Origin of the sequence: Nocardia ignorata NBRC 108230 (assembly GCF_001612905.1) — a bacterium.
GTDB lineage: Bacteria > Actinomycetota > Actinomycetes > Mycobacteriales > Mycobacteriaceae > Nocardia > Nocardia ignorata.
Genome location: NZ_BDBI01000026.1, coordinates 61,972 through 88,478 on the forward strand (window position 1 = coordinate 61,972; position 26,507 = coordinate 88,478).

Sequence of the window (26,507 nt, forward strand, 5' to 3'; positions counted from 1 at the left end):
GGATCGTGGTCGCCCGTTCGTCGGGTGGCCGTACTCATCCGACGAACGACCGCGGTGGTGATCGACAGCCGCTGGTGAGAATTCTGCGCCGATTCCCGAGAAGCCGCGCTGAGATCAGTGCACCGGTGTGGTTCGGGGTTCGAGGCGGCCGCCGGAGCGCACGGCGAACGAGGTGCCGTGGCGGATTCCGGTGGCGGGGTCGGTGACGTCGAAGGCGTAGAACCAGTCCATCTGGGTTGCCTCGGGGGTCACGTCGAGGACACCGAAACCGTGTGAGTCCAGTTCCACGTATCGCAGGTGGTGGTTGGCCGCCTTGATGGCTTCCTCGGCGGCGATCGAGGTGGTGCGCGGCGGAGTTTTCGTCATGTCGGTGACGCTGGCCGAGGTGACCGACGGGATGACGAACTCCGCGCCGACCGTCGGTCCGCCCGGGTAGTTCGCGGCGTTCAGCGGCAGGTCGGCGGCCCAGGAGGTGTGGATGTCGCCGGTCAGGAACACGACATCGCCGACCTGATCGCCCGCGATGGTCTCGAACAGGGTGCGGCGGTCGGCGGTGTAGCCGTCCCACTGGTCGCCGTTGACGGTGATGCCGCCCTGCGGGATGCCGAGCGCGGCGGTGATGGCCTCGGTGGTCGCCGGTTCCAGCGGCGGGAACACCAGCGGCGCGATCATCACCGAATTGCCGACGAGCTTCCACTGGGTCGGCGACGAGACCAATCCCGCTGTGAGCCAATCCATCTGGGCCCGGCCGGTGATGGTGCGCGCCGGGTCGTCGGCGTGCCGCCAACCCGCGACCGGGCCCGCCTCCTCGTCGCGGTAGCTGCGCAGGTCGAGCATCGACAGCTCGGCCAGGGTGCCGAACCGCAGCCGCCGGTAGATCTGTACCGCCCCGTCGGCACGGGTGGCGCGCACCGGCATCCACTCGAGGTAGGCCTTGGCCGAGGCCGCCCGACGGTCGGCCCAGGCGCCCTGGGTGGCGGGATCGTGGTCCTCGGAGCCCTCGCGCCAGGAATTGTCGGCCGACTCGTGGTCGTCCCAGGTGCAGATGAAGGGCAGCACGGCGTGCAACGCCATCAGATCCGGATCGGTCTTGTACTGGCCGTGGCGGATCCGGTAGTCGGCGAGGGTGACGATCTCGTGCGCCGGATCGTGCGCGCGCACCGCTCCGGCGCGGCCGACGTACTCCCCGCGACCGTATTCGTAGATGTAGTCGCCGAGGTGGACGATGGCGTCGAGGTCGCCGCGCGCGGCCAGGTGCCGGTAGGCGCCGAACCAGCCCGCTTCCCAGTTCGAGCACGACACCAGGCCCAGGCGCAGCCGGTCGACGGAGCTGTCGGCCGCGGGCGCGGTGCTGGTGCGCCCGATCGGGGAGGTCTGACCGAGCGCGTGGAAGCGGTAGCAGTAGCCGGTGCCCGCCGACAGGCCTTTCGCGTCGATTTTCACGGTGTGGTCGGTGTCGGCGGTCGCTGTCACGGTGCCGGAGGCGGCCACCTGTGTGAAGGTCTCGTCGGTGGCGATCTCCCAGCGCACCGAGGTCGCGTCGCCGAGGCCCGAGCCGGGGGTCGCGTCGTCGTCGACGCTCACGCGCGTCCACAGGATCACCGCGTCGGGCAGCGGATCGCCCGAGGCCACGCCGTGCCGGAACACCGCTCCGGTCGCGTGAGCCTGCGCCGAACCGATCAGCACCGCCGCCGCGGCCGCTGTGCTGCCTTTGAACAGGGTGCGGCGGGCGAACAGCCCCGCGGGCACGACCTCGGTGTTTTCGACCACGATCAGCGATCTCATCCCAGCGCGGCCCGGCGCGCAAGTCGGACACGCAGAATTTGGTCATCTGTTCAGGTTCGCTGCCCGTGCCGGGCGATCGACCGGATGTGTCCGAGGGTCTCGGTACCCTGCACGACGTGAGTGATCAGCTGTTCGACGTGCCGGGCGAACCCGCCGAGCCCGAGCGTGGACTCGACGCGGTGGTGCGGCGCGATCCCGGGGCGCCGCTGGCGGTCCGGATGCGGCCGCGCTCGCTGGACGAAGTGATCGGTCAGCAGCATCTGCTCGGCCCCGGTTCGCCGCTGCGCAGGCTCGTCGAGGGGTCCGGCGCCGCATCGGTGCTGCTCTACGGCCCGCCCGGCACCGGCAAGACCACCCTCGCCTCGTTGTTGTCGCAGGCCACCGGGCGCCGGTTCGAGGCGTTGTCGGCACTGTCGGCGGGTGTCAAGGAGGTGCGCGCGGTCATCGACCTCGCGCGCAAACGGCTGGCCGTGGGCGAACAGACCGTGCTGTTCATCGACGAGGTGCACCGGTTCTCCAAGACTCAGCAGGACGCGCTGCTCGCGGCGGTGGAGAACCGGATCGTGCTGCTCGTCGGCGCGACCACCGAGAATCCGTCGTTCTCCGTGGTGTCGCCCTTGCTGTCGCGCTCGCTGGTGCTGCAGTTGCAGTCGCTCACCACCGACGACATCCGGGCGGTGCTGGAACGCGCGATCGCCGACGAGCGGGGGCTGGCGGGGGAGTACACCGTCACCGAGGAGGCGCTCGACCACATCGTGCGGGTCGCAGGCGGGGATGCGCGCCGGGCACTCACCGCGCTCGAGGCCTCGGCCGAATCCTCGCTCGACGGCACCGTCGACCTCGAACTGGTCGAGGCGAGCGTCGACAAGGCCGCCGTGCGCTACGACCGCGCGGGCGACCAGCACTACGACGTCATCAGCGCCTTCATCAAATCCATCCGCGGCTCCGATGTGGACGCGGCCCTGCACTATCTGGCCCGCATGCTCACCGCGGGCGAGGACCCGCGCTTCATCGCCCGGCGCCTGATGATCCACGCCAGCGAGGACGTCGGCATGGCCGACCCGATGGCGCTGCAGACCGCGACCGCCGCCGCTCAGGTCGTGCAGCTCGTCGGTCTGCCGGAAGCGAAACTGGCGCTGGCGCAGGCGACCATCCACCTGGCCACCGCGCCGAAATCCGGTGCGGTCACCTCGGCGCTGGCCGCGGCCATGTCCGACATCACCGCGGGCAAGGCGGGCGCGGTGCCACCGCACCTACGCGACGGGCACTACGCGGGCGCCAAGGCCCTGGGCAATGCCGAGGGCTACAAATTCCCGCACAACCACCGCGGCGGTGTGGTCGCCCAGCAATACCCGCCCGACGAGATCGTCGGCACCGACTACTACGAACCCACCGACCACGGCTTCGAACGCGAGGTCGGTTCCCGCGTGAGCAAGTTGCGTCGCATCATCCGGGGCAGCTGAGCAAGCCACGTCCGGATTGTCGCCGAGACCACCGACTCCGGCGGAAAACCGGTGGATCGCAGACGGTAGGCTGGTCAGCTGTGCAGACCCACGAGATTAGACGGCGTTTCCTGGACCATTTCGTCCGTGCCGGACACACCGAGGTACCCAGTGCCTCGCTGATCCTGGCCGACCCCAACCTGCTGTTCGTCAATGCGGGCATGGTCCAGTTCAAGCCGTATTTCCTGGGTCAGGAAGCGGCGCCGTACGCGCGAGCTACCAGCGTGCAGAAGTGCGTGCGCACCGGTGACATCGACGAGGTCGGCGTCACCACCCGGCACAACACCTTCTTCCAGATGGCCGGCAACTTCTCCTTCGGCGACTACTTCAAGGAAGGCGCCATCACCCTGGCTTGGGAGCTGATCTCCAAGTCCCAGGAGGACGGCGGTTTCGGTTTCGACCCCGAACGCATCTGGGTCACCGCCTACGAGTCCGACCCGGAAGCGGCCGAGATCTGGGAGCGCGTCGCCGGAATCCCGAAGGAGCGCATCCAGTTCCGCGACGGCAAGGACAACTACTGGGACATGGGCGTGCCCGGTCCCGGCGGTCCCTGCTCGGAGATCTACTACGACCGCGGCCCCGCCTACGGCAAGGAAGGCGGCCCGGTCGCCGACGAGGACCGCTACCTCGAGATCTGGAACCTGGTGTTCATGCAGGACATCCGCGGTGAGGACAGCCCGAAGCTGGGCTTCCCGCCGGTCGGGTCGCTGCCGCGCAAGAACATCGACACCGGCATGGGCGTCGAGCGCGTCGCCATGCTGCTCCAAGGCGTGGAGAACGTCTACGAGACCGACCTGCTGCGCCCCATCATCGACAAGGCCGAGCAGCTCACCGGCCGCGCCTACGGTGTCGAGCACGCCGACGACGTGCGCTTCCGCGTGATCGCCGATCATGTGCGCAGCTCGGCCATGCTCATCGCCGACGGCGTGAACCCCGGCAACGACGGCCGCGGCTACGTGCTGCGCCGCCTGCTGCGCCGCATCGTGCGCTCGGCCCGCCTGCTCGGCGCCGAGAAGCCGGTGATGGCCGAGCTGATGAAGGTCGTCTCCGAACTGATGTCGCCGTCCTACCCGGAACTGGCCACCGACTTCTCCCGCATCGAGACCGTCGCGGTCGGTGAGGAAACCGCCTTCCTCAAGACCCTGAACACCGGCGAGACTCTGTTCGAGAACGCCGCGTCCGCGGTGAAGTCCAAGGGCGGCAAGCAGATCGCCGGTTCGGACGCCTTCGCCCTGCACGACACCTACGGTTTCCCGATCGACCTCACCCTCGAAATGGCCGCCGAGGCGGGCCTTTCCGTGGACGAGGCGGGGTTCCGTTCGCTGATGGCCGAGCAGCGTCAGCGCGCCAAGGACGACGCCCAGGCCCGCAAGCACGCTCACGCCGACCTGACCGTCTACAAGGAACTGGTCGACCGCGGCGCCACCGAGTTCACCGGTTTCGACGAACTCACCTCCGAGGCCAACGTGCTCGCCCTGATCTCCGGTGGTGTGCGGGTGCCCGCCGCCCAGGCCGGTGCGGACGTCGAGGTGATCCTCGATCGCAGCCCGATGTACGCCGAGTCGGGTGGTCAGATCGCCGACCGCGGCGCGATCACCGCCTCGGGGCTGAAGCTGCGCGTCAACGACGTGCAGAAGATCGCCAAGAAGCTGTGGGTGCACAAGGCCACCGTGGAGCAGGGCCAGATCACCGAGGGCGATGTGGTTCTCGCCCAGGCGGATCCGTCCTGGCGTCGCGGCGCCACCCAGGGCCACTCCGGCACGCACATGGTGCACGCCGCGCTGCGCCAGGTGCTCGGCCCCAACGCCGTGCAGGCCGGTTCGCTGAACAAGCCCGGCTACCTGCGTTTCGACTTCAATTGGCAGGGTGCGCTGTCCGAGCAGCAGAAGGCCGATATCGAGGCCGTGTCCAACGACGCGGTCGGCGCCGACTTCCCGGTGAACACCTTCGTCACCGATCTACCCAAGGCCAAGGCCATGGGCGCGATGGCGTTGTTCGGCGAGAACTACGGCGACGAGGTGCGCGTCGTCGAGATCGGCGGCCCGTTCTCGATGGAGCTGTGCGGTGGCACCCATGTGGAGCACTCCTCGCAGATCGGCCCGATCACCGTCCTCGGTGAGTCGTCGGTCGGTTCGGGTGTGCGGCGCGTGGAGGCGTTCGTCGGCCTGGACTCCTACAAGTACCTGGCCAAGGAACGTGCCCTGCTCGCCGGTGTCGCGTCGTCGCTGAAGGTGCCGTCGGAGGAGGTACCCGGCCGCGTCGAGCAGCTCGTGGAGCGGCTCAAGGTGGCCGAGAAGGAACTCGAGCGCACCAAGATCGCCGCTGTGCTCGCCTCGGCGGGCACGTTCGCCGAGCAGGCCGAGCGTGTCGGTTCCGTGCGCCTGGTCGCCGCCGCCGCGCCCGAGGGCGCTTCGGCCGGTGATCTGCGCACCCTGGCCACCGATATCCGTGGCCGCCTCGGCACCGATCCGGCGATCGTCGTGCTGCTCGGCAACGTCGACGGCAAGGCGCCGTTCGTGGTGACCGTCAACAAGGCCGCCCAGGACCTCGGCTTCAAGGCGGGCGATCTCGTCGCCAGCTTCGGTCCGAGCATCGCCGGACGCGGCGGCGGCAAGCCGGAGATGGCGCAGGGCTCCGGCTCGGACCCGTCGGGTATCCCGAACGGTTTGACCTCGGTCCGCGCCCGGGTGGCCGAACTCGCCGGCTGATGAGCACCCCCGCCTCGGACGAGGCCCCGGCCGATCGACCCGATCCGGCGACCGACCCCGGTCGCGGCCGCCGGATCGCGGTCGATGTCGGCAGTGTCCGCATCGGCGTGGCGTCCTGTGACCCCGACGGGGTGCTCGCCACGCCGGTGGAGACCGTCCCACGCGCCAAATCCAGCCGTCAGGGCGGTCCACCCGCCGACATCGCAAGAATTGCCGAGATTGTGCGGGAGTACGAAGCCGTCGAGGTGATCGTCGGCCTGCCCCGGACGCTGCGCGGCGAAAACGGCACCGCCGCGGGCATCGCCCGCAAGTTTGCCAAGCAGTTGCGCCGGGTGATCGACCCGATTCCGGTGCGCCTTTCCGACGAACGTTTGACTACGGTGTCTGCTGCACGTGCGTTGCGCGAGAGTGGAGTTCGCGCACGTGGCCAGCGGCAGATGATCGACCAGGCGGCAGCGGTGTCGATTCTGCAAGGATGGTTGGACGAGCGGAGTTCGATGGTGAAGGACGCAGCAGACACAGCGGTCGGAGATGATGCATGACCGACCGATGGGCCAGGGCAGAGGAGCGGTACCGGGCGCGTGAGGCGGACCGGCGTTACCCGCGCCGCGACGACTGGGGTCTGGACCCCCGTGCGTCGCGCGAGGAGCCCGAGGTCCCCGAATGGGACGACTTCGACGACGACACGAACGTCATCCCACGCTACGAGGACGAGTTCCCCGAGCCGGAGCCCGAACCGGAACCCGAACCGCCGCGCCGGGTGGGTCAGCGCCCACCGCGCGCCACACCCGCCGGACGCGGCCGCGCCAGATCCGGTGCGGGACGCGGCAAACGGTCGCGGATCGCCTCCCGCAAGGCGGCCGAACGCAAGCGCCGCCGCCGCAACATGTGGGTGGTGGCCGCCGTCTTCGCGCTGCTGTTCGTCTCGGCGGCGGGCTTCGCGGGCTACAAATTGATGGGAAGCCTCGCTCCCGCGGAGGATTTCGCGGGCCCGGCAGGCAAACCTGTTGTCGTCCAGGTGCATCCGGGCGACACCGCTACCGAGATCGCCGAAGCGATGCACGAGCGTGGCATCGTCGCCAGTTCCGAGGCCTTCTACGAGGCGGCCGTGCAGAACGCCGGGATGAACAGCGTGCAGCCCGGCTTCTACGCGATCGGTGAGCGCAGCCCCGCCGCCGACGCCGTCGCCGCGCTGGTCGGTGGTAAGTCCCGCGTGGGCAATGTGGTCGTGTCCGAGGGCAGGTTGCTGCACGACAAGCACGACGTGAGCACCGGTGGCCGCTACGACGGCATCTACCGCAAGATCGCCGACGCCAGTTGCGTGGGCCCCGAACGCAAGTGCGTGACCTACGAGCAGCTCGACGCGGCGGGTGCGAGCCTCGACCTGGCCGCCCTCGGTGTCCCGCAGTGGGCGATGCAGGCGGTCATGGACTGCCCTGACCGGGCCAGGCAGCTCGAAGGACTCATCGCGGCAGGCACCTGGGACTTCGATCCCAGCGGCACCCCGCAGCAGATCCTGAAGCAACTGATCACCGCGAGCGTGCAGGCCTACGAGGCCACCGGACTGCTGCAGTCCGGGGCCGACACGAAACTGTCGCCCTACGAGATGTTGATCGCCGCGTCGCTGGTGGAACGCGAGGCCAAGCCCGAGGACATGGGCAAGGTGGCCCGGGTGATCGTGAACCGTCTCGAGGTCGGCCAGATGCTGCAGTTCGACTCCACGGTGAACTACACCCTCGAGACCACCGAGGTCGCCACGACCGACGCCGACCGCGCCGCCGTGACCGCCTGGAACACCTACGCGATGGAGGGCCTGCCCAAGACGCCGATCGCCGCACCCTCGGTGGCCGCGTTGCGGGCCGTCGAGAAGCCTGAGCCGGGACCGTGGCTGTACTTCGTGACCGTCGACAAGCAGGGCACGACGAAGTTCACCGACTCCTACCAGGAGCACCTGCGGCTGGTCACCCAGGCACAGCGCAGCGGCATTCTCGACAGCTCGCGGACCGGTGGCTGAGCCGCGCAAGGCGGCGGTGCTCGGGCAGCCGATCGGGCATTCACGATCGCCGCAACTGCACACAGCCGCCTACCGTGCGCTCGGTCTGCCCTGGACCTACGAACGCATCGAATGCTCCGCCGAGCAACTGCCCGGTCTGGTCGACGGACTCGGCCCCGAGTGGGTGGGACTGTCGGTGACGATGCCGGGCAAGGAAGCGGCGCTCGCGTACGCGGACCGGCGCACCGACCGGGCGGAACTGGTCGGCTCGGCCAACACCCTGCTCCGCACCGACGACGGCTGGTTGGCCGACTGTACCGATGTCGACGGCGTGTTCGGCGCGCTCCGCGACGGCGGTGTCGACCGGGTCGAGGAGGCGGTGGTGCTCGGCGCGGGCGGTACCGCGCGGCCCGCTCTGCTCGCGCTGTCGCGGCTCGGCGCTCGATCGGTGACGATCGTCGTCCGCGACGCGGGCCGGGCGCGTGGTGCGCTCGACCTGGCCGAGCGGCTCGGGATGTCGGCTGCCACCGCGTCGTTCGATGCCGAATCCCTGGCCGCGATCTGTGCGCGGGCCGCCGCGGTGGTGAGCACGGTGCCCGCGGAGGCGGCGGCCGCGGTCGCGGGATCGGTGGCGACGGCGCCGGTGGTGCTCGACGCGATCTACAACCCGTGGCCGACACCGCTGGCGACAGCCGTCGAGGAGGCCGGGCACACGGTGGTCAGCGGGCTGCGGATGCTGCTGAACCAGGCCTACGGTCAGGTCGAGCTGTTCACCGGGCAGCCCGCGCCCCGCGCGGCGATGGCGGCGGCGCTCGACCTCTGATCGATCCGTTGCCGCGCTGATCCACGAATTGGTACCGGTTCTAGTTTTGTCCGATTAGGGTGATGCCCATGACCACTTGGCTGTTGCGTGCCATCGCACTCGGGGCGACAGTGGTCGCCCTGCGGGTTCTGCTCGGATTCGCCATGGCGGCCCTGCCGACCTACGGCATCCTCTGGCGGGCTGCCTGCCTGATCGTGATCGTCGGCGCCGCCATCGCCTGGGGCGCGCGCGACGCCCGCTCCGCCGACGGCACCGACCTGACCGTCCGCTGGCTGCTGGCAGGCATGGTCGCCGGGCTCGTCAGCGGCGCGGTGTGCTGGATTCTCGACCAGATCCCGTCGGTCGAGCTCGGCGACGCGGGCGCGCTGTTCGAACTCACCTCCGCGGCGTCGTTCATCATGCTGCTGGTGTTCCTGCCCGCGATGATCGGCGTGGGCTTCGGTCGTGCCCGGGCGCGCAGATCAGCCGCGAAGCCCCAAGCCGCCCCGGAGCCGGTCCCCGCTTACGCGGGATAGACGGACGGCGTACAGCTGGAGGCGTGGGTCCAGCGGTCGACGCCGCCTGTGCGCTGTGGGCGGCTGCGTCGACTCGCCGCAGGGCGTGCCGCCTGCCTACACGGCGTAAGCAGGCGGCGTCTCCGAGCGCGTCGCTCGTCTACGCGTGGTGGAAGTGCGGCCCGTGCTCAGAGCAGGATCGCGCCGCTCGTCGGGGTCTCGCGGGCGATGGCCGAGTAGGCCGCCGCGAGCAGGCTCGGGTCCGGGCCTTCGAGGCGGCCGGGCTTGGCCAGGCCGTCGAGCACCACGAAGCGGAGCACGCCGGAGCGGGTCTTCTTGTCGGTCTGCATCGCGTCCATCAGCTGCGGCAGGGCGTCGGCGTCGTAGCTCACCGGCAGGCCGACGCTTTCCAGGATGGTGCGGTGACGGTCGGCGGTGGCGTCGTCCAGGCGGCCGGCGAGGCGGCCCAGTTCGGCGGCGAACACGAGGCCGACGGACACGGCGGCACCGTGACGCCAGCGGTACCGCTCGCGTCGCTCCACCGCGTGGCCGAGGGTATGGCCGTAGTTGAGGATTTCGCGCAGGCTCGATTCCTTGAGGTCGGCGGCGACCACGTCGGCCTTCACCTGGATGGCGCGGCGGACCAGTTCCGGCAGCACCTCGCCGGTCGGGTCGAGCGCGGCCTCCGGGTCGGCCTCGATGAGGTCGAGGATCACCGGGTCGGCGATGAAACCGGCCTTGATGATCTCGGCCATGCCCGCGACGATCTCGTTGCGCGGCACCGTTTCCAGGGTCACCAGGTCGACGAGGACGGCGCTCGGCTCGTGGAAGCTGCCGACCAGGTTCTTGCCCGCCTCGGTGTTGATGCCGGTCTTGCCGCCGACCGCGGCGTCGACCATGGCCAGCAGTGTGGTCGGCACGTGCACGATGCGCACCCCGCGCATCCAGGTGGCCGCCACGAAGCCCGCGAGGTCGGTGGCCGCGCCGCCGCCGAGGCTCACCACGGCGTCGTTGCGGGTGAGCCCGATGCGGCCGAGTACCTCCCAGCAGAACCCGGCCACGGCCAGGTCCTTGCCGTCCTCGGCATCGGGGATCTCGATGCGGTGCGCGTCGATCCCGGTGTCGGCCAGCGCCTTTCGTACCGCTTCGGCGGTCTCGGCCAGCGGCGGCTGGTGGAAGATCGCCACGGTCCGCACCGCATTGCCCGCGGTCACCGCCTCGACGAGGTCGCCGAGCAACCCGCGACCGATGATCACCGGGTAGGGATCGGCGGTACGGACCTGGATGGTGGTCGGCTCTGTCACGTGCGCTGCTCCGATTCTCTCGGGTCGTTGGTCATACGTCTTGTCGCGCGCCGTCGCGGCCGCGCCCGCCAGGAACCCGGCGCCGGTTCCCCTGGCCCTCGATCAGCGGGCTGCTGAGTCCCACGCTGGTCGGTCGGGCCTGCGGGTGTTTCGGCACCGGGATCGGTCGCCGAACTCCGACGTCCACCCGCTGCTTGTTTCGCGCCGCTACGCCTACCTCGGGTGCCACGTCTGCTGCGGTTACCGGACGATTCCGTGCCGCCGGATCTGCGACCGGTGGCCGTCGGGGAGTCGTCGGCGCTGTCGGCAGGAGAGCCTTGGGCGGTGCCGGAACGGGTGCTCGGCTGGGACTTGCGGCCGCGTCGGTTCGGGCGCGTGGTCCTGGCGTTTTCGGCGGGTCCGGCCGGAGTTTCGGCGCGTGCTTCGACGGCAGGTGAGGCCGCGTCGGCGGTCGGCTCGCCGGTCCGGGTGGAGTCGGTCGCGCTGCCGGCACGGGACCGGCTGCCGCGGCGGCGCAAGCGGTTGCGGCGCGAGCGTCTGCCCTCACCGGGCGGGGTTTCACCGGAGGCGGATCGGCCCGGCGCGGGTCGTGCTGCGGCGGAAGTGCTTCCGTCGTTGTCGGCCTGGGCTGTGGGTGCGGGAACGATCTCGCCGCGCCGGGCGGCTGCTGCCCTCGCGCGGGACCGTCTGCGCGCTTTGGAACGATTGCTGCCGGAGCCCCGTGTGGAAGGTGAAGGGGGAGCGGGCTTCGTGGTGTCGGCGGTACGCACGATGTCGGTTCGCACCGATTCGAGTCCCAACCGTGCCAAGATCATCCGCACCACCCGGCCAGGGCTGCGACCGTCGGTGCGCACGCGCACCGTGGCCACTTCTCGGTAGAGAGGGCGGCGCTGCTTCATCAGCTCGCGGTACTTCGCGACGGGGTCGGCACCGTTCAGCAGGGGACGGGCATTGCTCGACCCGGTGCGCCGAAGTCCTTCGCCCACACTGATTTCCAGGTACACCACGGTGGCACCGCGTAGCACCTCGCGCGTGCGCGCCGACAGCACCGACCCGCCGCCGAGCGACACCACGCCCTCGTGCTCGAGCACGGCCCGCCGCACCACCTGCTCCTCGATACGGCGGAACTCCGGCTCACCGTCTTCGGCGAAGATCTCGGGAATGCTCCGCCCGGTCTCCGCCTCGATCCCCGCATCGGTGTCGAACAGCTCGACACCCAGTTCCCTGGCCAGCTTGCGACCGATCGTCGACTTCCCCGAACCGGGCGGCCCGACCAACACCACCCGAGCACGCGCGACGACCCCGTCCTCGCCGCCGTCCTCCGCACTCGGTGCCGTGCGCACATTGTCGCCAACCGTGTCCGCACCCGCTGCTGCGGGCGCGTTTTCGCCACCGGAGGGCGTACCCGCGGCAGTATGCGCAGTGTTCCCCCCGGCCTTCGCGCTGGGGGTAAGGGCCAAGGCGTCGTCCCCCGCCTCCGGATCGGCTGCCGTGGTCGAGTCGGCGTCCCCCGTCCCTGCACCGTGGCCGGGTGCCGTGGCCGGATTGTCGTCCTCTGCCGCTGCGGCGAAAGCCGTGGCGTGGTCGGCCTCGGTGTCCGCAGTGGGAGGCGTGGTCAGGGTCGCGTCCCCGGCGTCTGCTGTGGTCGGGTCGTCCCCGCCTGCTGCGGTGGGGGTCGTGATCGGGTTGTCGTCGCTGGTCTCCGTGCCGGGTGCGACGGTCGTCGATGAGGGGCCCGCGTCGGTGTGGCGCGCGGTCCCCTCCTGGCCCGGCGTGGTCACGACGTGCGGCTGTCCGCGGGCACGTGGGGACGGCTGCTGATCCGCTTGATGTAGCTGGTGATGTTGTCGACGGTCTCGGCCAGTGAATCGCCACCGAACTTCTCCAGCGCGGCCTGCGCCACGACCAGCGCCACCATCGATTCGGCGACGACGGCGGCGGCGGGCACCGCGCACACATCGGAGCGCTGGTGGATGGCGACAGCTTCCTCACCGGTGGACATGTCGACGGTCGACAGCGCCCGCGGCACCGTCGAGATCGGCTTCATCGCCGCACGCACGCGCAGCGCCTCACCGTTGGTCATGCCGCCTTCCAGACCGCCCGCGCGGTTGGTCGAACGCAGCACACCGTCGGGACCGGGACGCATCTCGTCGTGGGCCTGGCTGCCGCGCCGGCGCGCGGTCTCGAAACCGTCGCCGACCTCGACACCCTTGATCGCCTGAATACCCATGAGCGCGGCGGCGAGTCGCGAGTCGAGCCGCTGCTCCCCACTGGTGAACGAGCCGAGTCCGATGGGCAGCCCGTCGACGATCACCTCGACGACCCCACCGAGGGTGTCGCCGTCCTTCTTGGCCGCCTCGATCTCGGCGATCATCGCCGCCTCGGCGTCGGCGTCGAACGCGCGCACCGGGCTGGCGTCGACGGCATCGAGATCCTGGGGGCCGGGCACGACGCCGGTGGTATTCGCGGCGGCACCGATCGACACGACGTGCGAGATCACCTCGACGCCGAAGGCCTGGCGCAGGAAGTTACGGGCAACGGTGCCCGCCGCCACGCGAGCGGCGGTCTCCCGGGCGCTGGCCCGCTCGAGCACCGGCCGCGCGTCGTCGAAGCCGTACTTCAGCATGCCGGAGTAGTCGGCGTGTCCGGGGCGTGGACGGGTGAGGGGAGCGTTGCGCGCCATGCCTTCCAGCGCCGCCGCGTCGACGGGATCGGCCGACATCACCTCGGTCCACTTGGGCCACTCGGAATTGGCGACCTCGATCGCGACCGGACCACCCATGGTCCGCCCGTGGCGCACGCCACCGACCAGGGTGACCTTGTCGGCCTCGAACTTCATCCGGGCGCCGCGCCCGTAGCCGAGCCGACGGCGCGCGAGCTGTGCGGAGACATCGTCCGATGTCACCTCGACTCCGGCGACCATCCCTTCCAGGAGGGCGACGAGAGCGGGACCATGGGATTCTCCGGCAGTTATCCAGCGCAACACGCCGACCATCTTCCCATGTCGGCGCCCGCGGTCGGGCACGTGGTCCGCAGTGACGAGCGGCACGTCGGCGGTGTGCCTGCTCGCACGCCCACCGGACCGTCGTGCCGGCGGGTGCGGACGGTGTCGCGATTCGGCGCGTCGGGGTCGCTGTCATGCCAACGCCATCGCCGTCACCGTGGCCAGGCACATCGCCGGACCGTGAGGTACCACCCTGCGTGTAGTCACCTGCCGCGCGTTCTCCACGGCGCATCCCGATACCGACCGCAACCAGTGCCTACCCAGCACAACAGCCGCCGCCACCGCGGTGAGCAGTGGCGCCGCGACGGCCGCCCACGTCCACGCGGGTGGGCCCGCCAGCGCGGCCGCGGCGCCCAGTGCGACCGCCAGCTTCACATCACCGGCGCCGAGCGCGGCGGGCGCGATCAGATGGGTCACCAGGTAGGGCATGGTCAGCAGGGCGGCACCGATCAGTGCCGTGGTCAATTGCCCGGTGTACCAGGCGAACCCGAAGACGGCGACCGCACCAGCGCCGGTGAGCGCGTTGGGCAGGCGGCGGGCATGGACATCGATCACGCCGAGGAGCAGACACCAGGCGATGAGCAGGCAGAACGCGGCAGTAGTCATGTGTCGATCGTGCTGGCCCGAGCGGCGGCGATCGATATCTCTCCGCCGAATGTGGACAACTTTCGCACATGTGGACAGCCCGATCTCCAGAACTGCTGTCGCACATGCACTCCGCCGAGGTCGGCGCGGGAAAAGCCGGTGCCACGCCCGGAACCGAAGATGGCGCACTCGATGCCCACGTGTCCGTGGTTCGGCGGTAGCGTTGACTCATGTGTGCTGACTACACGGGTCCCGACCACGCGGCACGGCGCGGCGCCCTGCGGAGCCTGCTGGTGGAGAACGGCGTCGACGCGCTGCTCGTGACCGATCTGGTCAATATCCGCTATCTCACCGGCTTCACCGGCTCCAACGCCGTCCTGCTCGTGCACTCGTGGGACATGCGCGGCGCCGAGGACCGCACCGTCATCGGCACCGACGGCCGCTACGCCGCCCAGGTGGCCGAGCAGACCCCGGATCTCCGTGCCGAGATCTCGCGCGCCACCGCCCGGCGCATCCTCGAGCTGGCAGGCGAGTGGCAACTCGGCCGTGTCGGCTTCGAAAGCCACGTGGTCACCGTCGCCGAGCACGAGTCCTACGGGGAGCTGCGCACCGGTCTACAGCTCGTGCCGACCTCCGGCCTGGTCGAGCAGCTGCGCATGGTCAAGGACGACTACGAGGTCGAGCAGTTGCGGGCCGCGTGCGCCGCCGCCGACGCCGGGCTGGCGTCCCTGCTCGAGCGTGGCCTGCTGCGGCCCGGGCGCACCGAGCGCCAGGTGGCGCGCGACCTCGAATGGGCCATGTTCGAGCACGGCGCCGAGGCCGTCTCGTTCGAGACAATCGTGGCCGCGGGCGTCAATTCGGCCGTGCCGCACCACCGGCCCACAGGCGCGGTCCTGGCCACGGGTGACTTCGTGAAGCTCGACTTCGGCGCGGTCGTCGACGGCTACCACTCCGACATGACGCGCACGCTCGTCCTCGGTGAACCCGCCGGCTGGCAGCGCGAGATCTACGAGCTGGTCGCCCGCTCCCAGCAGGCGGGACGGGAAGCGCTCAAACCCGGTGCCAAGACCGCCGAGGTCGATGCCGCCGCCCGCGTGGTCATCGAGGACGCGGGCTACGGCGCGCAGTTCGTACACGGCCTCGGACACGGCGTCGGGCTGCAGATCCACGAAGCGCCCGGAGTTGCCAAAACGAGTACCGGTACACTTCTGGCAGGCGTGGCGGTGACCGTCGAACCAGGTGTGTACCTTCCCGGCCGCGGCGGGGTCCGGATCGAGGACACGCTCGTGGTGCGCGAAGGGGGCCCGGAACTGCTCACCCTCACCAGCAAGAACCTGACCGTCGTCGAGTGACGACGGCGCCCCCAGAGACACGCAGTAACGAACGAGGAGATCCGAAGACAGTGGCGGACACCAGCGACTTCAAGAACGGCCTTGTGCTGAAGATCGACGGTCAGCTTCAGCAGATCGTCGAATTCCAGCACGTGAAGCCGGGTAAGGGCCCCGCCTTCGTGCGGACCAAGCTGAAGAACGTCGTGTCCGGCAAGGTCGTCGACAAGACCTTCAACGCGGGTGTCAAGGTCGAGACCGCCACGGTCGACCGTCGCGACATGACCTACCTGTACCACGACGGCTCCGACTACATCTTCATGGACGGCGAGACCTACGACCAGATCTCCATCCCGGAGGCCACCATCGGCCAGGGTGCGCGCTTCCTGCTGGAGAACATGGGCGTGCAGGTCGCCGTGCACGAGGACGCGCCGCTGTTCGTGGAGCTCCCGGTGACCATCGAGCTGCTGGTGCAGCACACCGACATCGGTCTGCAGGGCGACCGCTCCACCGGCGGCACCAAGCCCGCCACCCTGGAAACCGGTGCCGAGGTGCAGGTCCCGCTGTTCATCAACACCGGTGACAAGCTGAAAATCGACTCGCGCGACGGCAGCTACCTCGGCCGCGTCAACGCCTGATCGTGGCGGACTCCCCGGCAGACAAGAAGGGCTCGTACAAGAAGCTCGGTGCGCGCCACAAGGCGCGTCGCCGTGCCGTGGACATGCTGTTCGAGGCGGAGGCGCGTGACGTCGACGTCTCCGATCTGCTGGCCGAGCGGGCCGAGCTCGCGACCCGCGATCAGAGCGTGGCCCCTGTGCACCCGTACACCAACACCCTCGTCGAAGGCGTCGCCGACGACCTCGACCGGGTGGACGGCACCATCGAGTCCTACCTGCAGGACTGGACCCTGACGCGGCTGCCCGCCGTGGACCGGGCCATCCTGCGGATCGCGGTGTGGGAGCTGTTCCACGCCACCGACGTGCCCCCGGTCGTCGCGGTCGACGAGGCCGTGGAGCTGGCCAAGGAGCTGTCCACCGACGATTCCCCGTCGTTCGTGAACGGTGTGCTCGGGCAGGTCGTGCAGGTGGCGCCGCAGGTGCGGGCCGCCGCGGCCGCGACACGGGTACCTCGGCAGGAACCGGAGGCCTGAGCGTGGCCAAGTACCTGGTGATGGCCCGGCGCACGCCCGGGTTCGATGCCTCGGTCATCGAGCCGCACCGCGAATTCCTGCGTGACCTGCTCGCGAAAGGCCGGCTGCAGGAGAGCGGCGGATTCAGCGACGGCACCGGCGGCGCCTATGTGGTGCTGGCCGAAAACCTCGACGCCGCAACCGCACTCGTGCACTCCGATCCACTGCACACCATGGGTGCTTCGGAACTGACCATTCACGAATGGACGATCACCGTCTCCGCGTGATCCCGTTCCGCCGACAGCCGCGCGCTCGATCGAGCGTGCGGCTGTTCGCTGTTCGGGCCGTGGTCCGACGGCCTCCGCCGGTGGGTGTACGAGGAAACCGGCGGAGGCGCGGCCGCGCCGGGTAGCGCGGTGTCGGGTGTGCGTGGGCACCCGATGATCCTGCAACCTCGAGTGGGCTCGAGGTCAAGAGGGTCAGCGGCGGGCGTGGACGAGGGGTGCCAGGAAGCTTTCGATCTGTGCGCCCGACGGTTGACCGAGACGCCTGCCCAGGTAGTCGGGTGCGTCGCCCGCCGCGCGGCAGCGGTCGGGGTCGGTGTTGGCCGGGTCGGTGGAGTAGCGCTCGCCGAGCATGGTCGCCTTGGCGACTTCGCGTCCGGTGCGCAGCTCGTAGACGGTCACCTCGTAGGTGGCGCGGAACAGGTTGACCGTGCGGCCCACCGGTGCGCCGGGCGAGGGCGCGTACTGGCAGGTCTGGACGAGGTCGCGCAGTTCCAGCTGCTTCATGCAGGCGATGAGCTGCACCGATGACGGGTCGGTCGGGCGCCACGCGCTCGAGTCCTCCGGTCGGACCATGCTCGTGAGATGGCCGGAGAGATAGATCGGCGCCACATCGCCACGCTGGTAGGGGGCGGCGTTCGGGAACGGTTTCTTGTCCGGCCCGCACATGCGGTCGTAGTCCGACATCTCGAACCGGCTCGCCTGCACCGCCGTGATGGCGAAGAACGCGGCCCCGAACAAGAAGATGAACAGGATCAAGCCGAGCCCCGCACCGATCTTCGGCAGACTCCTGCCGCGCTCCGCACGCTCGCGGACAGGGCGGTTCTGCCAGCGCTCACGCAGTGACGGTCCGCTCGGCCCGGTCCGCTGGAGCGATCCGGTGCGCCGGAAGTCGCGCCAGCGCCGGCGCAGCGACGGACGCCGCGCGGGTTGCTCGTGGCCGACCCAATCGGTCCAGTTGCCCGAATTCGACGAGTGCGTATCGGTGCTCGACGGGGTGCTCCAAGAAGCGGCAGCCGCACCGGTCGACCAGCGTTCGCCGCGCGGCGTCCGGGAATCGGCTGTGCGGGGATCATCGTGTCGCTCATCAGGTTCCGCGGCCGTGCTCGAATCCTGCATCGGCTCGGGCGCGGGAGGAAGGCGCTCCGGTGCACCGCTGTCGCTCTTGCTCAGCGAGATGACGTGGCCGGAATCGCGAACGTCGAGATCGTCATCCCACCGCCCGTCAGCCGGATCTTCGGTGTCGCCGCGAAGCGGCGGTGCACTGGAGCGTGCCGTGGTGTGGTCCGGGGACACCGGATCAGCCGATACCTCAGCCGGATTCGGAACCTGAGTGCTCGTCACCACGTCATCGGGCGGCCCCGCACCAACCGGTGCCGATTCCTGTTCGGCAGGGGTGGTCCCGGTCGCAGCGGAGGTCGATGCGGGCGCCGACCGATGCGGCCGGTTCGCCAGCCGGTCGATCGCCGCCAAGAACGCGGGCGTAGGCGACTGACCCGCCACCACCGGATCATGACGAGTCGCCTCGACCTTCTCGTCCTCGGAATGCGTTGCCGCCGAACCGGACATTGGACCGAGCTCCGCCGGTGACGCGGGCGCCGCGGGCTTGCTGGTGGCTGCCGCTTCGAGTTCGTCCGGGAACCCCTGCGCCGTCAGGTCGTCGGTCGAGGGCAGCAGGTGGCCGAGATTGAGGGCCGTGAACACCCGCGCGACGTCCTCGACGCTGAGCCGAACGGTTCGCCCGATCTCGGCTTCGAAATAGTCGTGCAACGCGGTGAAGTCGTCGCGGTCGACGATCACCGCGCGGTACCCGTCGGCGATGCGTGTCTCTTCGATGGTCATCTGGGCGCCCGGCTGGGGGACCAGTGCGATGACCGCGTTCACCCAGCCGAAGATCCCGGACTGCTGCAGCAGGCTTTTCGCCGCGAACACCTGCCTGCGCACCTGCACGAACGGGTTCGGCACGCGCGCGGCGTGATACAGCGCCGCCGGGGCGCCGTCGATGGTCCACGGTCCGTTCGGTGGGGTGGCGAGGGTGCCTTCCTGGCGGGTGGTGAAACCCTTGACCTCCAGGATGGTCACGGTCTGCGGGGTGCATACCAGCGCGTCGACCTCGACCGACCCGCCCCGGTTCTCCGGCACATGGCAACGGAAGACCGCGACGCCACCGGCCCGGAATGCCTCGTCGCGGATCGCCGCACCGACGATCTGTTCCGCGCCTTCGAGTTCGGTCTCGTCCGCGACAACGACGATCACCACGACCCCCTGAGCACCCGACTGCGGACCCCTACCAGAATACGGCCTCCCCGTGCCGTTCCGAATCCTGTTGCCGAGCAACGTGTTCGGTAAGAATGATTACCCATTTCACCACGGCGCGCTTCCGGGTGGCCGTGGGTCGTCGCCCGCCGGACGTTCCCAGATGAGTGGGGGTGTGGTGACCTGGCCCGCGACGAGCACCAACCCGGTCGGCCGGTCGACGGCGAGGAATCCGAAAGGCCGATCGATGTTCACCGAAGTGATCGTCGCCCAGTTCCATTGCGGAAGGCCGCCGAGGCTCACGGCGACCGCGGTCACCGCGGCCGCCTCGAAACCCGCGGCGTCGAACCGCGCGATCACATTCTGCGCCGCGGCTTCGACGGCGAGCGGGAACGAGCTGATGCCCGGGAAATGCCCTCGCGAAGAGTCACGCGCGGCGCAGAGGCCGAACAGCGCGGCGTGGTCGAGGAGATCGTGGTGTGCGGCGATGTCGAAGGGCGGGAGCGTCAGGACAACAGAGTCGCCGTCGACGGTCTCACGCCGTTCGACGGTCAGACAGGGGCCGGTCGTTCCCACCGGGAGGTCCGACGTCGCGGGCAGGGATCCGTCGAGTGCCGCGATACCCGCCTCCACGGCATGGCGAGGGTCGGCGCCGATCAGGAGATGAACGTCCAGCTCGCCACGACCGGCGACGATCACCCTGGTGACGTCCGAACCGAGAACGGACACACTGCCGTCGGGATAGCTGCTCCGGTACAGCCCGGTGCCGCGATGCCCCTGCCAGGGACCGGTTGCGGGCGTCCACAGAATCTCGTCGAACGGTGTGACCCATTTGGTCCGCGCCAACAGGGCTGTGGCCAGCGCGAATACGGTCGAAGGCGAGATCGGCACCGGAAATTTCCCGATCAACCCGCCGGTCTGCTCCCGCGCCCAAGCATCCAGTGCCGCAGGATCACCCAGTTCGCCCACAGTTCCGGCCGGCATACTCGCGATCCACTCCGGGCGCACAGGCAGACCCGCCTTCGCCCATGCGCCGATCGCCGTCGACACCTCCCGGGAATCGTCGAGTGATTTCAGCATCGCCAGCCCGGCCGCATGCGCCTCGTCGGGCGGAATCCCCAGGGCAGCGGCCAATTCGGTCCTGGTCGGTCCCTGCGCCGCACCCGCGAGTACGGCGAGCAACGGCCACAGCCCGGCCGCCGACACCGCCGTGTTCGCGCCCCCGAAGGTGGTGCACCACCGCGCCGTGAGCTCGTTGGCCGAGCGGACGTGTGGCATCAGCAAACTCCCCATGGGCGCCGATCTTACGACCAACCACCGACATCTCGCCGTCTTCCCACGGCGGCACAGCCGATCAGTCGCGCACGATCCCCAGCCAGACATAGTCCCTGGCCCGGGTCACCGCGACGAACTGTTGACGCATCAGCAGGTCGTAGCGTTCCTGCTCGGCATCGGTGCGCGGTGGTGGGGTGGGTTGGGTGAACGGGTGGATCACCGCACGGAAGTCCAAGCCCTTCGCCCGGTACACGGTGCCCACCTTGACGCCGCTGTCGGTATCGGCGCAGCGGTAGTCGACGAGCTCCTGTGCCGCGATGCCCCATTCGCGCAGCGTGCGCAGGACGGCGTCGGCCTCGGCGTTGGTGATCGTGATGACGGCGGTGTCCGACAGCGAGATCCCCTCGGCGACAATGCGATCGAGCTGGCGCCGCAGGTGGTCGGGCAGTTCGGCGCTGGTGCAGGTGATCTGTTCGGCGTATCCGTCGGGCAGGGCGGCATCGGTGAGGTCGAGGCTGTGCCGGTCCGGGGTGTCGATATCGTCGACCGGGCAGGCGCCGTCCAGGCTCGCGGCCAGTTTCAGGATCGCGTGCCGGTTGCGGTAGTTCTTGGTGAGCTTCTCGCTGCGACCGACGATATTGATGTCGGCATCGATGAAACGCCAACCGCCCGCGTAGATCTGCTGCTGGCGGTCGCCGACGAACAGCAGCGAATTCGGTTCGTCGCCGGTGAGCGCGTGCACCAAACGCACTCCCTGCAGGGTCATGTCCTGCATTTCGTCGACAACGACCATCGCGTACGGTCGCGGCAGCGGGTTGGTGCGCAGTTCGTCGAGTGCGGCGGTGATGACGTCGTTGCCGTCGTAGCACTGGCGTTCGGTGCGGATCCGCTCGTATTCCACGTACAGATTCCACACGTGTACGCGCTGGCTGGTGCGCAACGCGACGCGCCTGCCCCGGCGGTCCAGCCCGTCGTATGCGTCGAAACCCGCCTCGGTGGGTGGCAGGCCACGGCCTTTGATCACCCGATCGATCTCCTCGCGCCAGTAACGGGGATCTGGGGCCGCGTTCGTGAGCGGGCTCGAGCGGCCGACCTTGGCCCACGCGCGATTGAACGCGGTCTCGGTGCGGCGCAGTTCCATCTTGCGGTGGATACCGCGTTCGGCGAGGAAGTCCTGCGCCCAGGAGTGCAAGTTGGTGAATTCCGCGCGACCCACCGTCGGCAGCAGGCGGGCGAACGCGGATTCCTGGCACGGCGGCAGGTTCTTCACCAGTGTGGTGAACAGCAGCGGTCCCGTGCTGCGGCGCGCCCGGTGCGCCATCCGGTGCAGCGCCAGCACTGTTTTGCCCGATCCGGCCGGGCCGACGATGCGGGCAGGCCCGTTGTGGTTGCGGGTCACCAGGGCGAGCTGAGCGGGATCGAGGAACGACAGCCAGGTCGGGAACGGTTTACGCAGCGCACCGGTCAGATGGTCGGTGCGCAGCGACTCCACGTCGAGCAGGCCGTCGGACTCGGCGGGTGCCTGCTCCGGTTCCACGCGGGGGACCGCCCGGTAATCGGAGTTGCGTCGCGCGGTGTGTTCGGCGAGCGCACCGGCCAGCCGGGCGGGCATCACGGGCTTGCGACTCAGCAACGACCGAACCGTGGCATCGGTGCACACCACGAACCGTCCGTCCGCGCCGGTGTGCCTGCCCGGTGGCAGTACGAACACCAATTCGACGGTCTCGCGCACGAATTCGTTGCCGTTCGGCCCGATCTTCACACCGGTGAACATCTGTTCGGCTTGTGCGCGCAACCGCCGGATCTGCGCCTCACCGGGCAGCTCGTCCACCACGTTGACCGCGAAAACCCCACCGGGCCCGACGATCACCGCATCACACCGCCCCGCGGGCGCGGGCTGCCGACGATGCAGCAGCAGCCGCCACCTGTGCCGTCCCGCCAGCAGTACCGACGTGTAGACGCCACGCGACCGCCCCGGCATTTCCTCGACGGTCTCGGCCAGCGCCTCCTCGGCCCGCACCCGCAGAACCTCATGATCATTACTGGAAACCATCACGCCACCCCACTGTTCCGCGCACTCCAACGCCCCTCCAGTATCGTCCGATACCCAAGCAACAGAACGTATTTCGGATCAAGAGGTGACCGTGGACCCACACCCGACCGGTCGGATTGGCGACCGCTGATTCACGGACGCAACAACACACTGCCCATCGCGACACGATCCTCGAGCATCCGATGCGCCTTCGCGGCGTCGGTCATCGGGAGTACCGCGTCCACCACCGGAACCAGCCGCCCCTGCGCCGCGGCGTCCAGCGCCGCCGCGCCCTTTGCGGCTACCGTGCCCAACCACGCCGGACCCGCGCACCCGGTGAGCGTGAGCCCACGCAGTATCAGCTCCGCGGCCGTGACCTGCGCCGGGGCTCCGGCGAGCCACCCGTAGCTGAGGATTCGGCCGCGCAGCGGGGTGACGAGGTCGAGCACCGGTGTCAGCGAGTCGCCGCCGATCGAATCGAAGACGACGCCCAGGGTGTCGTCGCCGAGCAGTGCCGGTAGTCGCCGCGCCCAGTCCGGTGCGTTGTGGTCGACGACCTCGTGCGCACCGTTGGCGCGGGCCAGTTCGGCTTTCGCGGGGCCGCCCGCGGTGGCGATCACCCGCAGTCCCGCCGCGGCGCACAATCGGGTGAGGCTCGCACCCACTCCGGTCGCCGCTGCCTCGACGAGCACGGTCTCCCCTGCGCTGGGCGCCGCGGTGTCGAACAGCGCGGTCGCCACCGAACCGGCCATCAGGATCGCCGCGGCGGCGTCCAGTTCGAGACCGGCCGGGACGGCATCGACCGACCCCGCCGACACCGCGACATATTCGGCATACGACCCGAATCCGGGTGTGGACACGACGACCCGTGAGCCGACAAGCCCTTGATCTACGTCGGCGCCGACCTCGACCACGGTGCCCGCTGCTTGGAACCCGAACACCGCGGGAAGTCGCGCGGGAAACGGGAAGGCTCCCGACCGCATCAGGGTCTCCGGGTAGAGCACCGGGATGGCTTCGATCCGGACGAGCACCTCACCCGCCGCTGGTCGTGGGGTGTCGACTTCCTCGACGACCAGGACTTCGGGCGCGCCGGCGGTGGTCATTACGATTGCTTGCAACGGAACTCCATAAGTTGACTGACGGTCCAGTTCTCTCGGTGAGAGACGATATGGACCGTCGGTCAACTTTGTCAACGGATCGGCATGTGCCGAGGAAATGAGTGCGATGGGCGAGGGCCGTCGGGTCGAACGAGCCGATGCCGCGCGCAACCGGCGGGCAATTCTCGAGGCGACCATGGCGCTGCTCGACGAACACGGCGCCGCCGGGGTGACCATGGACCGGGTCGCGGCGGCGGCGGGGGTCGGGAAGGGCACCATCTTCCATCGCTTCGGCAGCCGCTCGGGCCTGCTCTACGAACTCATCGCGGAGGGGGCGACCGAGCTCATGACGCGAGTGCTCGACGGCCCGCCGCCGCTGGGACCCGGCGCACCCGCCGGCGATCGGTTGCTCGCGTTCTTCGATGCGATGACCTGCCTGGTGACCGATCATGTCGAGCTGATCGCCGCGTACCGCGCGATGCCGCCGCATCCGCGCACCGAGGAGTTCCACGCGTTCTGGGCCGAGCACATCAGCGCGCTCCTCCGAGAGGTCAGGCCTGATCTCGACGCCGAAACCGTTGGTGCGCTGCTGCTTTCGTCGATCGGTGGCGACCTCGCCCAGCGGATGGCCAGGGCCGGGGAGGTGTCGCGGCTACGGACGGCCGTTCAGGACATGGTCCGCTCGGTGCTGAACACGCCCCGGTGACGAGCCGTCGGCGGCGGTTCAGCGGACGCCGCGGGGGCGGAACTGGATGCTGATGCGTGGACCGACCGGACGTGCGGTCTTGGGAACGGCGTGTTCCCAGGTGCGCTGACACGCGCCGCCCATGACGAGCAGATCGCCGTGACCTGCGGTGAAGCGGACGCTGGCGCCGCCACCTCGGGGCCGTAGGAGCAGGGCGCGCGGGGCGCCGACGGAGACGATCGCCACCATGGTGTCGTGGGTGGCGCCACGGCCGATGGTGTCGCCGTGCCAGGCGACGCTGTCGCGACCGTCGCGGTAGAAGCACAGCCCCGCGGTCCGGAAGGGTTCGCCCAGTTCGGGCAGATAGTGCTCGGTGAGGGCGTCGCGGGCCTCGGCCAGCACCCGATCCGGCAGGGGATCGTGTTCGCCGAAGAAGGAGATCAGGCGCGGCACGTCGACCACCCGGTCGTACATCGGCCTGCGTTCGGCGTGCCAGGGCACCCGCTCGGCGAGTCGATCGAACACCTCGCTCGCCCCGCTCAGCCATCCGGGCGCGACATCGACCCAGGCGGTGGCGTCGAGCTGGGTTCGCCGGAGAGCGTCCAGCGAACCCAGCGCAATCGCTTCACCGTCGAACAGTGAACCCTGCAGGGGCATCGACATGACCGCCATTCTAGCGCGCATTCGAACGTATGTTCGTATTCCGGTCGACCGGGACTCCGTACGCTAGTGCGGGTGATCGGCACTCCCGCGAGGTTCTAAGTCCCGGCGAGTGCGGCGACCACCGGGGCGAACCGTTCGGCGAAGTCGGCGCCGACGACGATGTAGGAGAAGCCGGCTTCCTCGCGGCGGCGCTGGATTTCGTCGATGGCGGCGGCGGGGTCGTCGGGGAGGACGGTCAGGGCGTCGGCGGCGCGGAGTGCGGCGGGATCGGTCGCGGGGTGGGCCATGTGCGGGGCGACGGTGTCGCCGATCACCGGGACGGCCAGGGCCAGCTCGGGGCCGTTGCCGGTGCGGAATTCGCGGGTCAGCCGCTCGACCTGGTTCCGGGGTCGATCGTCGAGCGGGAAGGTGACCGTGTCGGCGATCTCGGCCGCCAGGGCCCGCGCCTTCGGTCCGTACACCGCCATCGCCACCGGGGTGTGCCGGTCCGGGCCGTCGAGTTCGCGCAGCCGGTCGACGGTTTCCCGGATGTGGACCAGCCGTTCACCCGGCGGAACGATCGGCAGGCCCTTGTCCCGCAACTCGTCCTCGATGCCACCGCGGCCGGTGCCGATTCCCATCTCGAACCGGCCGTCCGTCAGGAGCGACAGCGAATGCGCTTCCCAGGCCGTCATCCACGGCGGGCGCAGGGGAGAGGCATACACCCAGGTCCCAACGCGCAGGTCTGTCAGTGCGGCAGCGGTGGCGAGCATGGGCGCCGGTGCCGGTTGCGTGAGCGGGAAATCGGCCACCAACAGGGTCGAATACCCGAGCCCGGCGATCCGCCGAACTCGCTCCCGCCACACCTGCGCCTCACTCCTGAGCGGAGCGACGACCCCGAACCGAAACTTCCTGACCATCGGCGAACACCTCTCTGTCGACATCTGACAGATGTTCCGACGACGAGCCCGCCCGAAATTCATCGCCGACCCGCTCGTGCGACTGTCCGACCGGGGACTTCGGTGGGCTCGACGCGGCAGACTTGACCCTCACGTAACGTCAGGCTCGACGATCGCTCGTATGAACTTTCCAGCTTTCGAGATGAGTCCGGTGCCCGTTCCCGGTCCAGATGCTGTTGCGCCGCAGCCGTTCCGCGGCATCTACGGGATGCCGATGTTCGTGATCGTGCCGTGTGCCGATATCGCGAAGTCGGTGGAATTCTGGGTGGAGGGGCTCGGGTTCTTCGACTTCTTCACCGCGCCGGGGCAGGTGACGCACCTGCGGCGGTGGGCGTTTCAGGATGTGCTTCTCGTGCCGGGGGCGCAGGCGGAAGGACCGGGTGGGCTCACGGTGAGTTTCTCCTGCGTGCTCGATGAGATCGACGGCATCGCCGCGGCGTGCGAGCGCGCGGTGCCGGGGTGCACGGTCGGCCCACGGGTGATGCCGTGGAATTCGATGGAACTCGAGGTGGTGACTCCGGAGCACACGCGTGTGGTGATGACCGCGGCCCGCCCGTACGACCCGGACAGCCCGGCGGCCGAGCACCTGCGGTCGATGGGGATCGAGGGGCCCTGACGGCAC

22 protein-coding genes and 1 pseudogene are annotated in these 26,507 nt (G+C 69.5%); 12 read left to right on the plus strand and 11 right to left on the minus strand.

The window, feature by feature from the left end; translation table 11 throughout:
* Positions 1-114: 114 nt before the first annotated feature.
* Positions 115-1,785 carry an alkaline phosphatase D family protein gene (locus NI2_RS21940; protein ID WP_084476601.1) on the minus strand — a complete coding sequence of 557 codons (1,671 nt, stop codon included), beginning with the start codon at positions 1,783-1,785 and terminating at the stop codon, positions 115-117.
* A gap of 116 nt (positions 1,786-1,901) precedes the next feature.
* On the opposite strand from NI2_RS21940, the gene NI2_RS21945 reads away from it, so the two are divergent.
* The 6 genes from NI2_RS21945 (at position 1,902) to NI2_RS21970 (ending at position 9,326) form a co-directional block, all read left to right on the plus strand.
* Positions 1,902-3,248, plus strand: coding sequence for a replication-associated recombination protein A (locus NI2_RS21945; protein ID WP_133733778.1), 1,347 nt, complete (start codon positions 1,902-1,904; stop codon positions 3,246-3,248).
* An 80-nt stretch (positions 3,249-3,328) separates the two neighbouring features.
* Positions 3,329-5,995: an alanine--tRNA ligase gene (gene alaS, locus NI2_RS21950; protein WP_067493568.1), complete on the plus strand. Its 2,667-nt coding sequence runs from the start codon at positions 3,329-3,331 to the stop codon at positions 5,993-5,995.
* On the plus strand, positions 5,995-6,537 hold the full coding sequence (gene ruvX / locus NI2_RS21955; RefSeq protein ID WP_067493570.1) for a Holliday junction resolvase RuvX: 543 nt from the start codon (positions 5,995-5,997) through the stop codon (positions 6,535-6,537). The genes alaS and ruvX overlap by 1 nt, the downstream gene beginning before the upstream one ends.
* A complete protein-coding gene (mltG, locus tag NI2_RS21960) occupies positions 6,534-8,009 on the plus strand; it encodes an endolytic transglycosylase MltG (RefSeq protein WP_067493572.1) in 1,476 nt (491 codons plus the stop codon). The genes ruvX and mltG overlap by 4 nt, the downstream gene beginning before the upstream one ends.
* Positions 8,002-8,811: a shikimate dehydrogenase gene (locus NI2_RS21965; RefSeq protein WP_067493574.1), complete on the plus strand. Its 810-nt coding sequence runs from the start codon at positions 8,002-8,004 to the stop codon at positions 8,809-8,811. Before mltG ends, NI2_RS21965 begins: the two co-directional genes overlap by 8 nt.
* Before the next feature lie 68 nt (positions 8,812-8,879).
* Positions 8,880-9,326 carry a B-4DMT family transporter gene (locus NI2_RS21970; protein ID WP_084476602.1) on the plus strand — a complete coding sequence of 149 codons (447 nt, stop codon included), beginning with the start codon at positions 8,880-8,882 and terminating at the stop codon, positions 9,324-9,326.
* A gap of 167 nt (positions 9,327-9,493) precedes the next feature.
* On the opposite strand, the gene aroB is transcribed toward NI2_RS21970, so the two are convergent.
* From aroB to NI2_RS21990, 4 genes and pseudogenes are all read right to left on the minus strand, one after another.
* On the minus strand, positions 9,494-10,609 hold the full coding sequence (gene aroB, locus NI2_RS21975; protein ID WP_067493579.1) for a 3-dehydroquinate synthase: 1,116 nt from the start codon (positions 10,607-10,609) through the stop codon (positions 9,494-9,496).
* Positions 10,610-11,406: 797 nt separating this feature from the next.
* Positions 11,407-11,892: pseudogene (locus NI2_RS34775) on the minus strand (shikimate kinase); the annotation flags it as partial.
* Positions 11,893-12,386: 494 nt separating this feature from the next.
* A complete protein-coding gene (gene aroC, locus NI2_RS21985; protein ID WP_067493841.1) occupies positions 12,387-13,595 on the minus strand; it encodes a chorismate synthase in 1,209 nt (402 codons plus the stop codon).
* A 150-nt stretch (positions 13,596-13,745) separates the two neighbouring features.
* The gene (locus NI2_RS21990; protein WP_067493581.1) at positions 13,746-14,219 is read right to left on the minus strand and encodes a prepilin peptidase; all 474 of its coding nucleotides are present in this window, start codon (positions 14,217-14,219) and stop codon (positions 13,746-13,748) included.
* A 209-nt stretch (positions 14,220-14,428) separates the two neighbouring features.
* Here NI2_RS21990 and NI2_RS21995 point away from each other — a divergent pair, with 209 nt between their 5' ends.
* Genes NI2_RS21995 through NI2_RS22010 form a run of 4 tightly spaced genes read left to right on the plus strand, consistent with a single transcriptional unit; the run spans position 14,429 to position 16,942 of the window.
* The gene (locus tag NI2_RS21995) at positions 14,429-15,550 is read left to right on the plus strand and encodes a M24 family metallopeptidase (protein WP_067493583.1); all 1,122 of its coding nucleotides are present in this window, start codon (positions 14,429-14,431) and stop codon (positions 15,548-15,550) included.
* A 50-nt stretch (positions 15,551-15,600) separates the two neighbouring features.
* Positions 15,601-16,164, plus strand: a complete 564-nt coding sequence (gene efp / locus NI2_RS22000) for an elongation factor P (protein WP_067493585.1) — start codon at positions 15,601-15,603, stop codon at positions 16,162-16,164.
* A gap of 2 nt (positions 16,165-16,166) precedes the next feature.
* A complete protein-coding gene (nusB, locus tag NI2_RS22005) occupies positions 16,167-16,676 on the plus strand; it encodes a transcription antitermination factor NusB (protein ID WP_067493587.1) in 510 nt (169 codons plus the stop codon).
* A 2-nt stretch (positions 16,677-16,678) separates the two neighbouring features.
* Positions 16,679-16,942 (plus strand): YciI family protein, encoded by a 264-nt coding sequence (locus NI2_RS22010; RefSeq protein ID WP_208115305.1) that lies wholly within the window; start codon positions 16,679-16,681, stop codon positions 16,940-16,942.
* A gap of 192 nt (positions 16,943-17,134) precedes the next feature.
* On the opposite strand, the gene NI2_RS22015 is transcribed toward NI2_RS22010, so the two are convergent.
* From NI2_RS22015 to NI2_RS22030, 4 genes are all read right to left on the minus strand, one after another.
* A complete protein-coding gene (locus NI2_RS22015) occupies positions 17,135-19,195 on the minus strand; it encodes an NERD domain-containing protein (RefSeq protein WP_166655710.1) in 2,061 nt (686 codons plus the stop codon).
* Between the two features lie 108 nt (positions 19,196-19,303).
* Positions 19,304-20,488 carry a serpin family protein gene (locus NI2_RS22020; RefSeq protein WP_067493589.1) on the minus strand — a complete coding sequence of 395 codons (1,185 nt, stop codon included), beginning with the start codon at positions 20,486-20,488 and terminating at the stop codon, positions 19,304-19,306.
* 61 nt (positions 20,489-20,549) lie between these two features.
* Positions 20,550-22,523, minus strand: a complete 1,974-nt coding sequence (locus tag NI2_RS22025; protein ID WP_133733777.1) for a UvrD-helicase domain-containing protein — start codon at positions 22,521-22,523, stop codon at positions 20,550-20,552.
* A 131-nt stretch (positions 22,524-22,654) separates the two neighbouring features.
* Complete coding sequence (locus NI2_RS22030; protein WP_067493591.1) at positions 22,655-23,605, minus strand: quinone oxidoreductase family protein; 951 nt, start codon at positions 23,603-23,605, stop codon at positions 22,655-22,657.
* A gap of 121 nt (positions 23,606-23,726) precedes the next feature.
* Here NI2_RS22030 and NI2_RS22035 point away from each other — a divergent pair, with 121 nt between their 5' ends.
* Positions 23,727-24,305, plus strand: a complete 579-nt coding sequence (locus NI2_RS22035; protein ID WP_067493592.1) for a TetR/AcrR family transcriptional regulator — start codon at positions 23,727-23,729, stop codon at positions 24,303-24,305.
* 18 nt (positions 24,306-24,323) lie between these two features.
* Here the strand turns inward: NI2_RS22035 and NI2_RS22040 are convergent, their stop codons facing one another.
* Together NI2_RS22040 and NI2_RS22045 are read right to left on the minus strand one after the other, a co-directional pair.
* Positions 24,324-24,947 (minus strand): alpha-ketoglutarate-dependent dioxygenase AlkB, encoded by a 624-nt coding sequence (locus NI2_RS22040; protein WP_067493846.1) that lies wholly within the window; start codon positions 24,945-24,947, stop codon positions 24,324-24,326.
* Positions 24,948-25,042: 95 nt separating this feature from the next.
* On the minus strand, positions 25,043-25,846 hold the full coding sequence (locus NI2_RS22045) for an LLM class flavin-dependent oxidoreductase (protein ID WP_067493594.1): 804 nt from the start codon (positions 25,844-25,846) through the stop codon (positions 25,043-25,045).
* Positions 25,847-26,006: 160 nt separating this feature from the next.
* Between NI2_RS22045 and NI2_RS22050 the strand changes: the two genes are divergently transcribed.
* Positions 26,007-26,501, plus strand: a complete 495-nt coding sequence (locus NI2_RS22050) for a VOC family protein (protein WP_067493596.1) — start codon at positions 26,007-26,009, stop codon at positions 26,499-26,501.
* Positions 26,502-26,507: the final 6 nt, after the last annotated feature.

Bases quoted from the DNA above. Each gene is read 5' to 3' on its own strand.
- NI2_RS22040 (WP_067493846.1), bottom strand. From the start codon at position 24,947: ATGTCGATGCCCCTGCAGGGTTCACTGTTCGACGGTGAAGCGATTGCG.
- NI2_RS22035 (WP_067493592.1), top strand. From the start codon at position 23,727: ATGGGCGAGGGCCGTCGGGTCGAACGAGCCGATGCCGCGCGCAACCGG.
- NI2_RS21970 (WP_084476602.1), top strand. From the start codon at position 8,880: ATGACCACTTGGCTGTTGCGTGCCATCGCACTCGGGGCGACAGTGGTC.
- NI2_RS21995 (WP_067493583.1), top strand. From the start codon at position 14,429: ATGTGTGCTGACTACACGGGTCCCGACCACGCGGCACGGCGCGGCGCC.
- NI2_RS22020 (WP_067493589.1), bottom strand. From the start codon at position 20,488: ATGGGGAGTTTGCTGATGCCACACGTCCGCTCGGCCAACGAGCTCACG.
- NI2_RS21990 (WP_067493581.1), bottom strand. From the start codon at position 14,219: ATGACTACTGCCGCGTTCTGCCTGCTCATCGCCTGGTGTCTGCTCCTC.
- ruvX (WP_067493570.1), top strand. From the start codon at position 5,995: ATGAGCACCCCCGCCTCGGACGAGGCCCCGGCCGATCGACCCGATCCG.
- NI2_RS22025 (WP_133733777.1), bottom strand. From the start codon at position 22,523: ATGGTTTCCAGTAATGATCATGAGGTTCTGCGGGTGCGGGCCGAGGAG.
- mltG (WP_067493572.1), top strand. From the start codon at position 6,534: ATGACCGACCGATGGGCCAGGGCAGAGGAGCGGTACCGGGCGCGTGAG.
- NI2_RS22050 (WP_067493596.1), top strand. From the start codon at position 26,007: ATGAACTTTCCAGCTTTCGAGATGAGTCCGGTGCCCGTTCCCGGTCCA.
- NI2_RS21940 (WP_084476601.1), bottom strand. From the start codon at position 1,785: ATGAGATCGCTGATCGTGGTCGAAAACACCGAGGTCGTGCCCGCGGGG.
- NI2_RS22030 (WP_067493591.1), bottom strand. From the start codon at position 23,605: ATGACCACCGCCGGCGCGCCCGAAGTCCTGGTCGTCGAGGAAGTCGAC.
- NI2_RS22045 (WP_067493594.1), bottom strand. From the start codon at position 25,846: ATGGTCAGGAAGTTTCGGTTCGGGGTCGTCGCTCCGCTCAGGAGTGAG.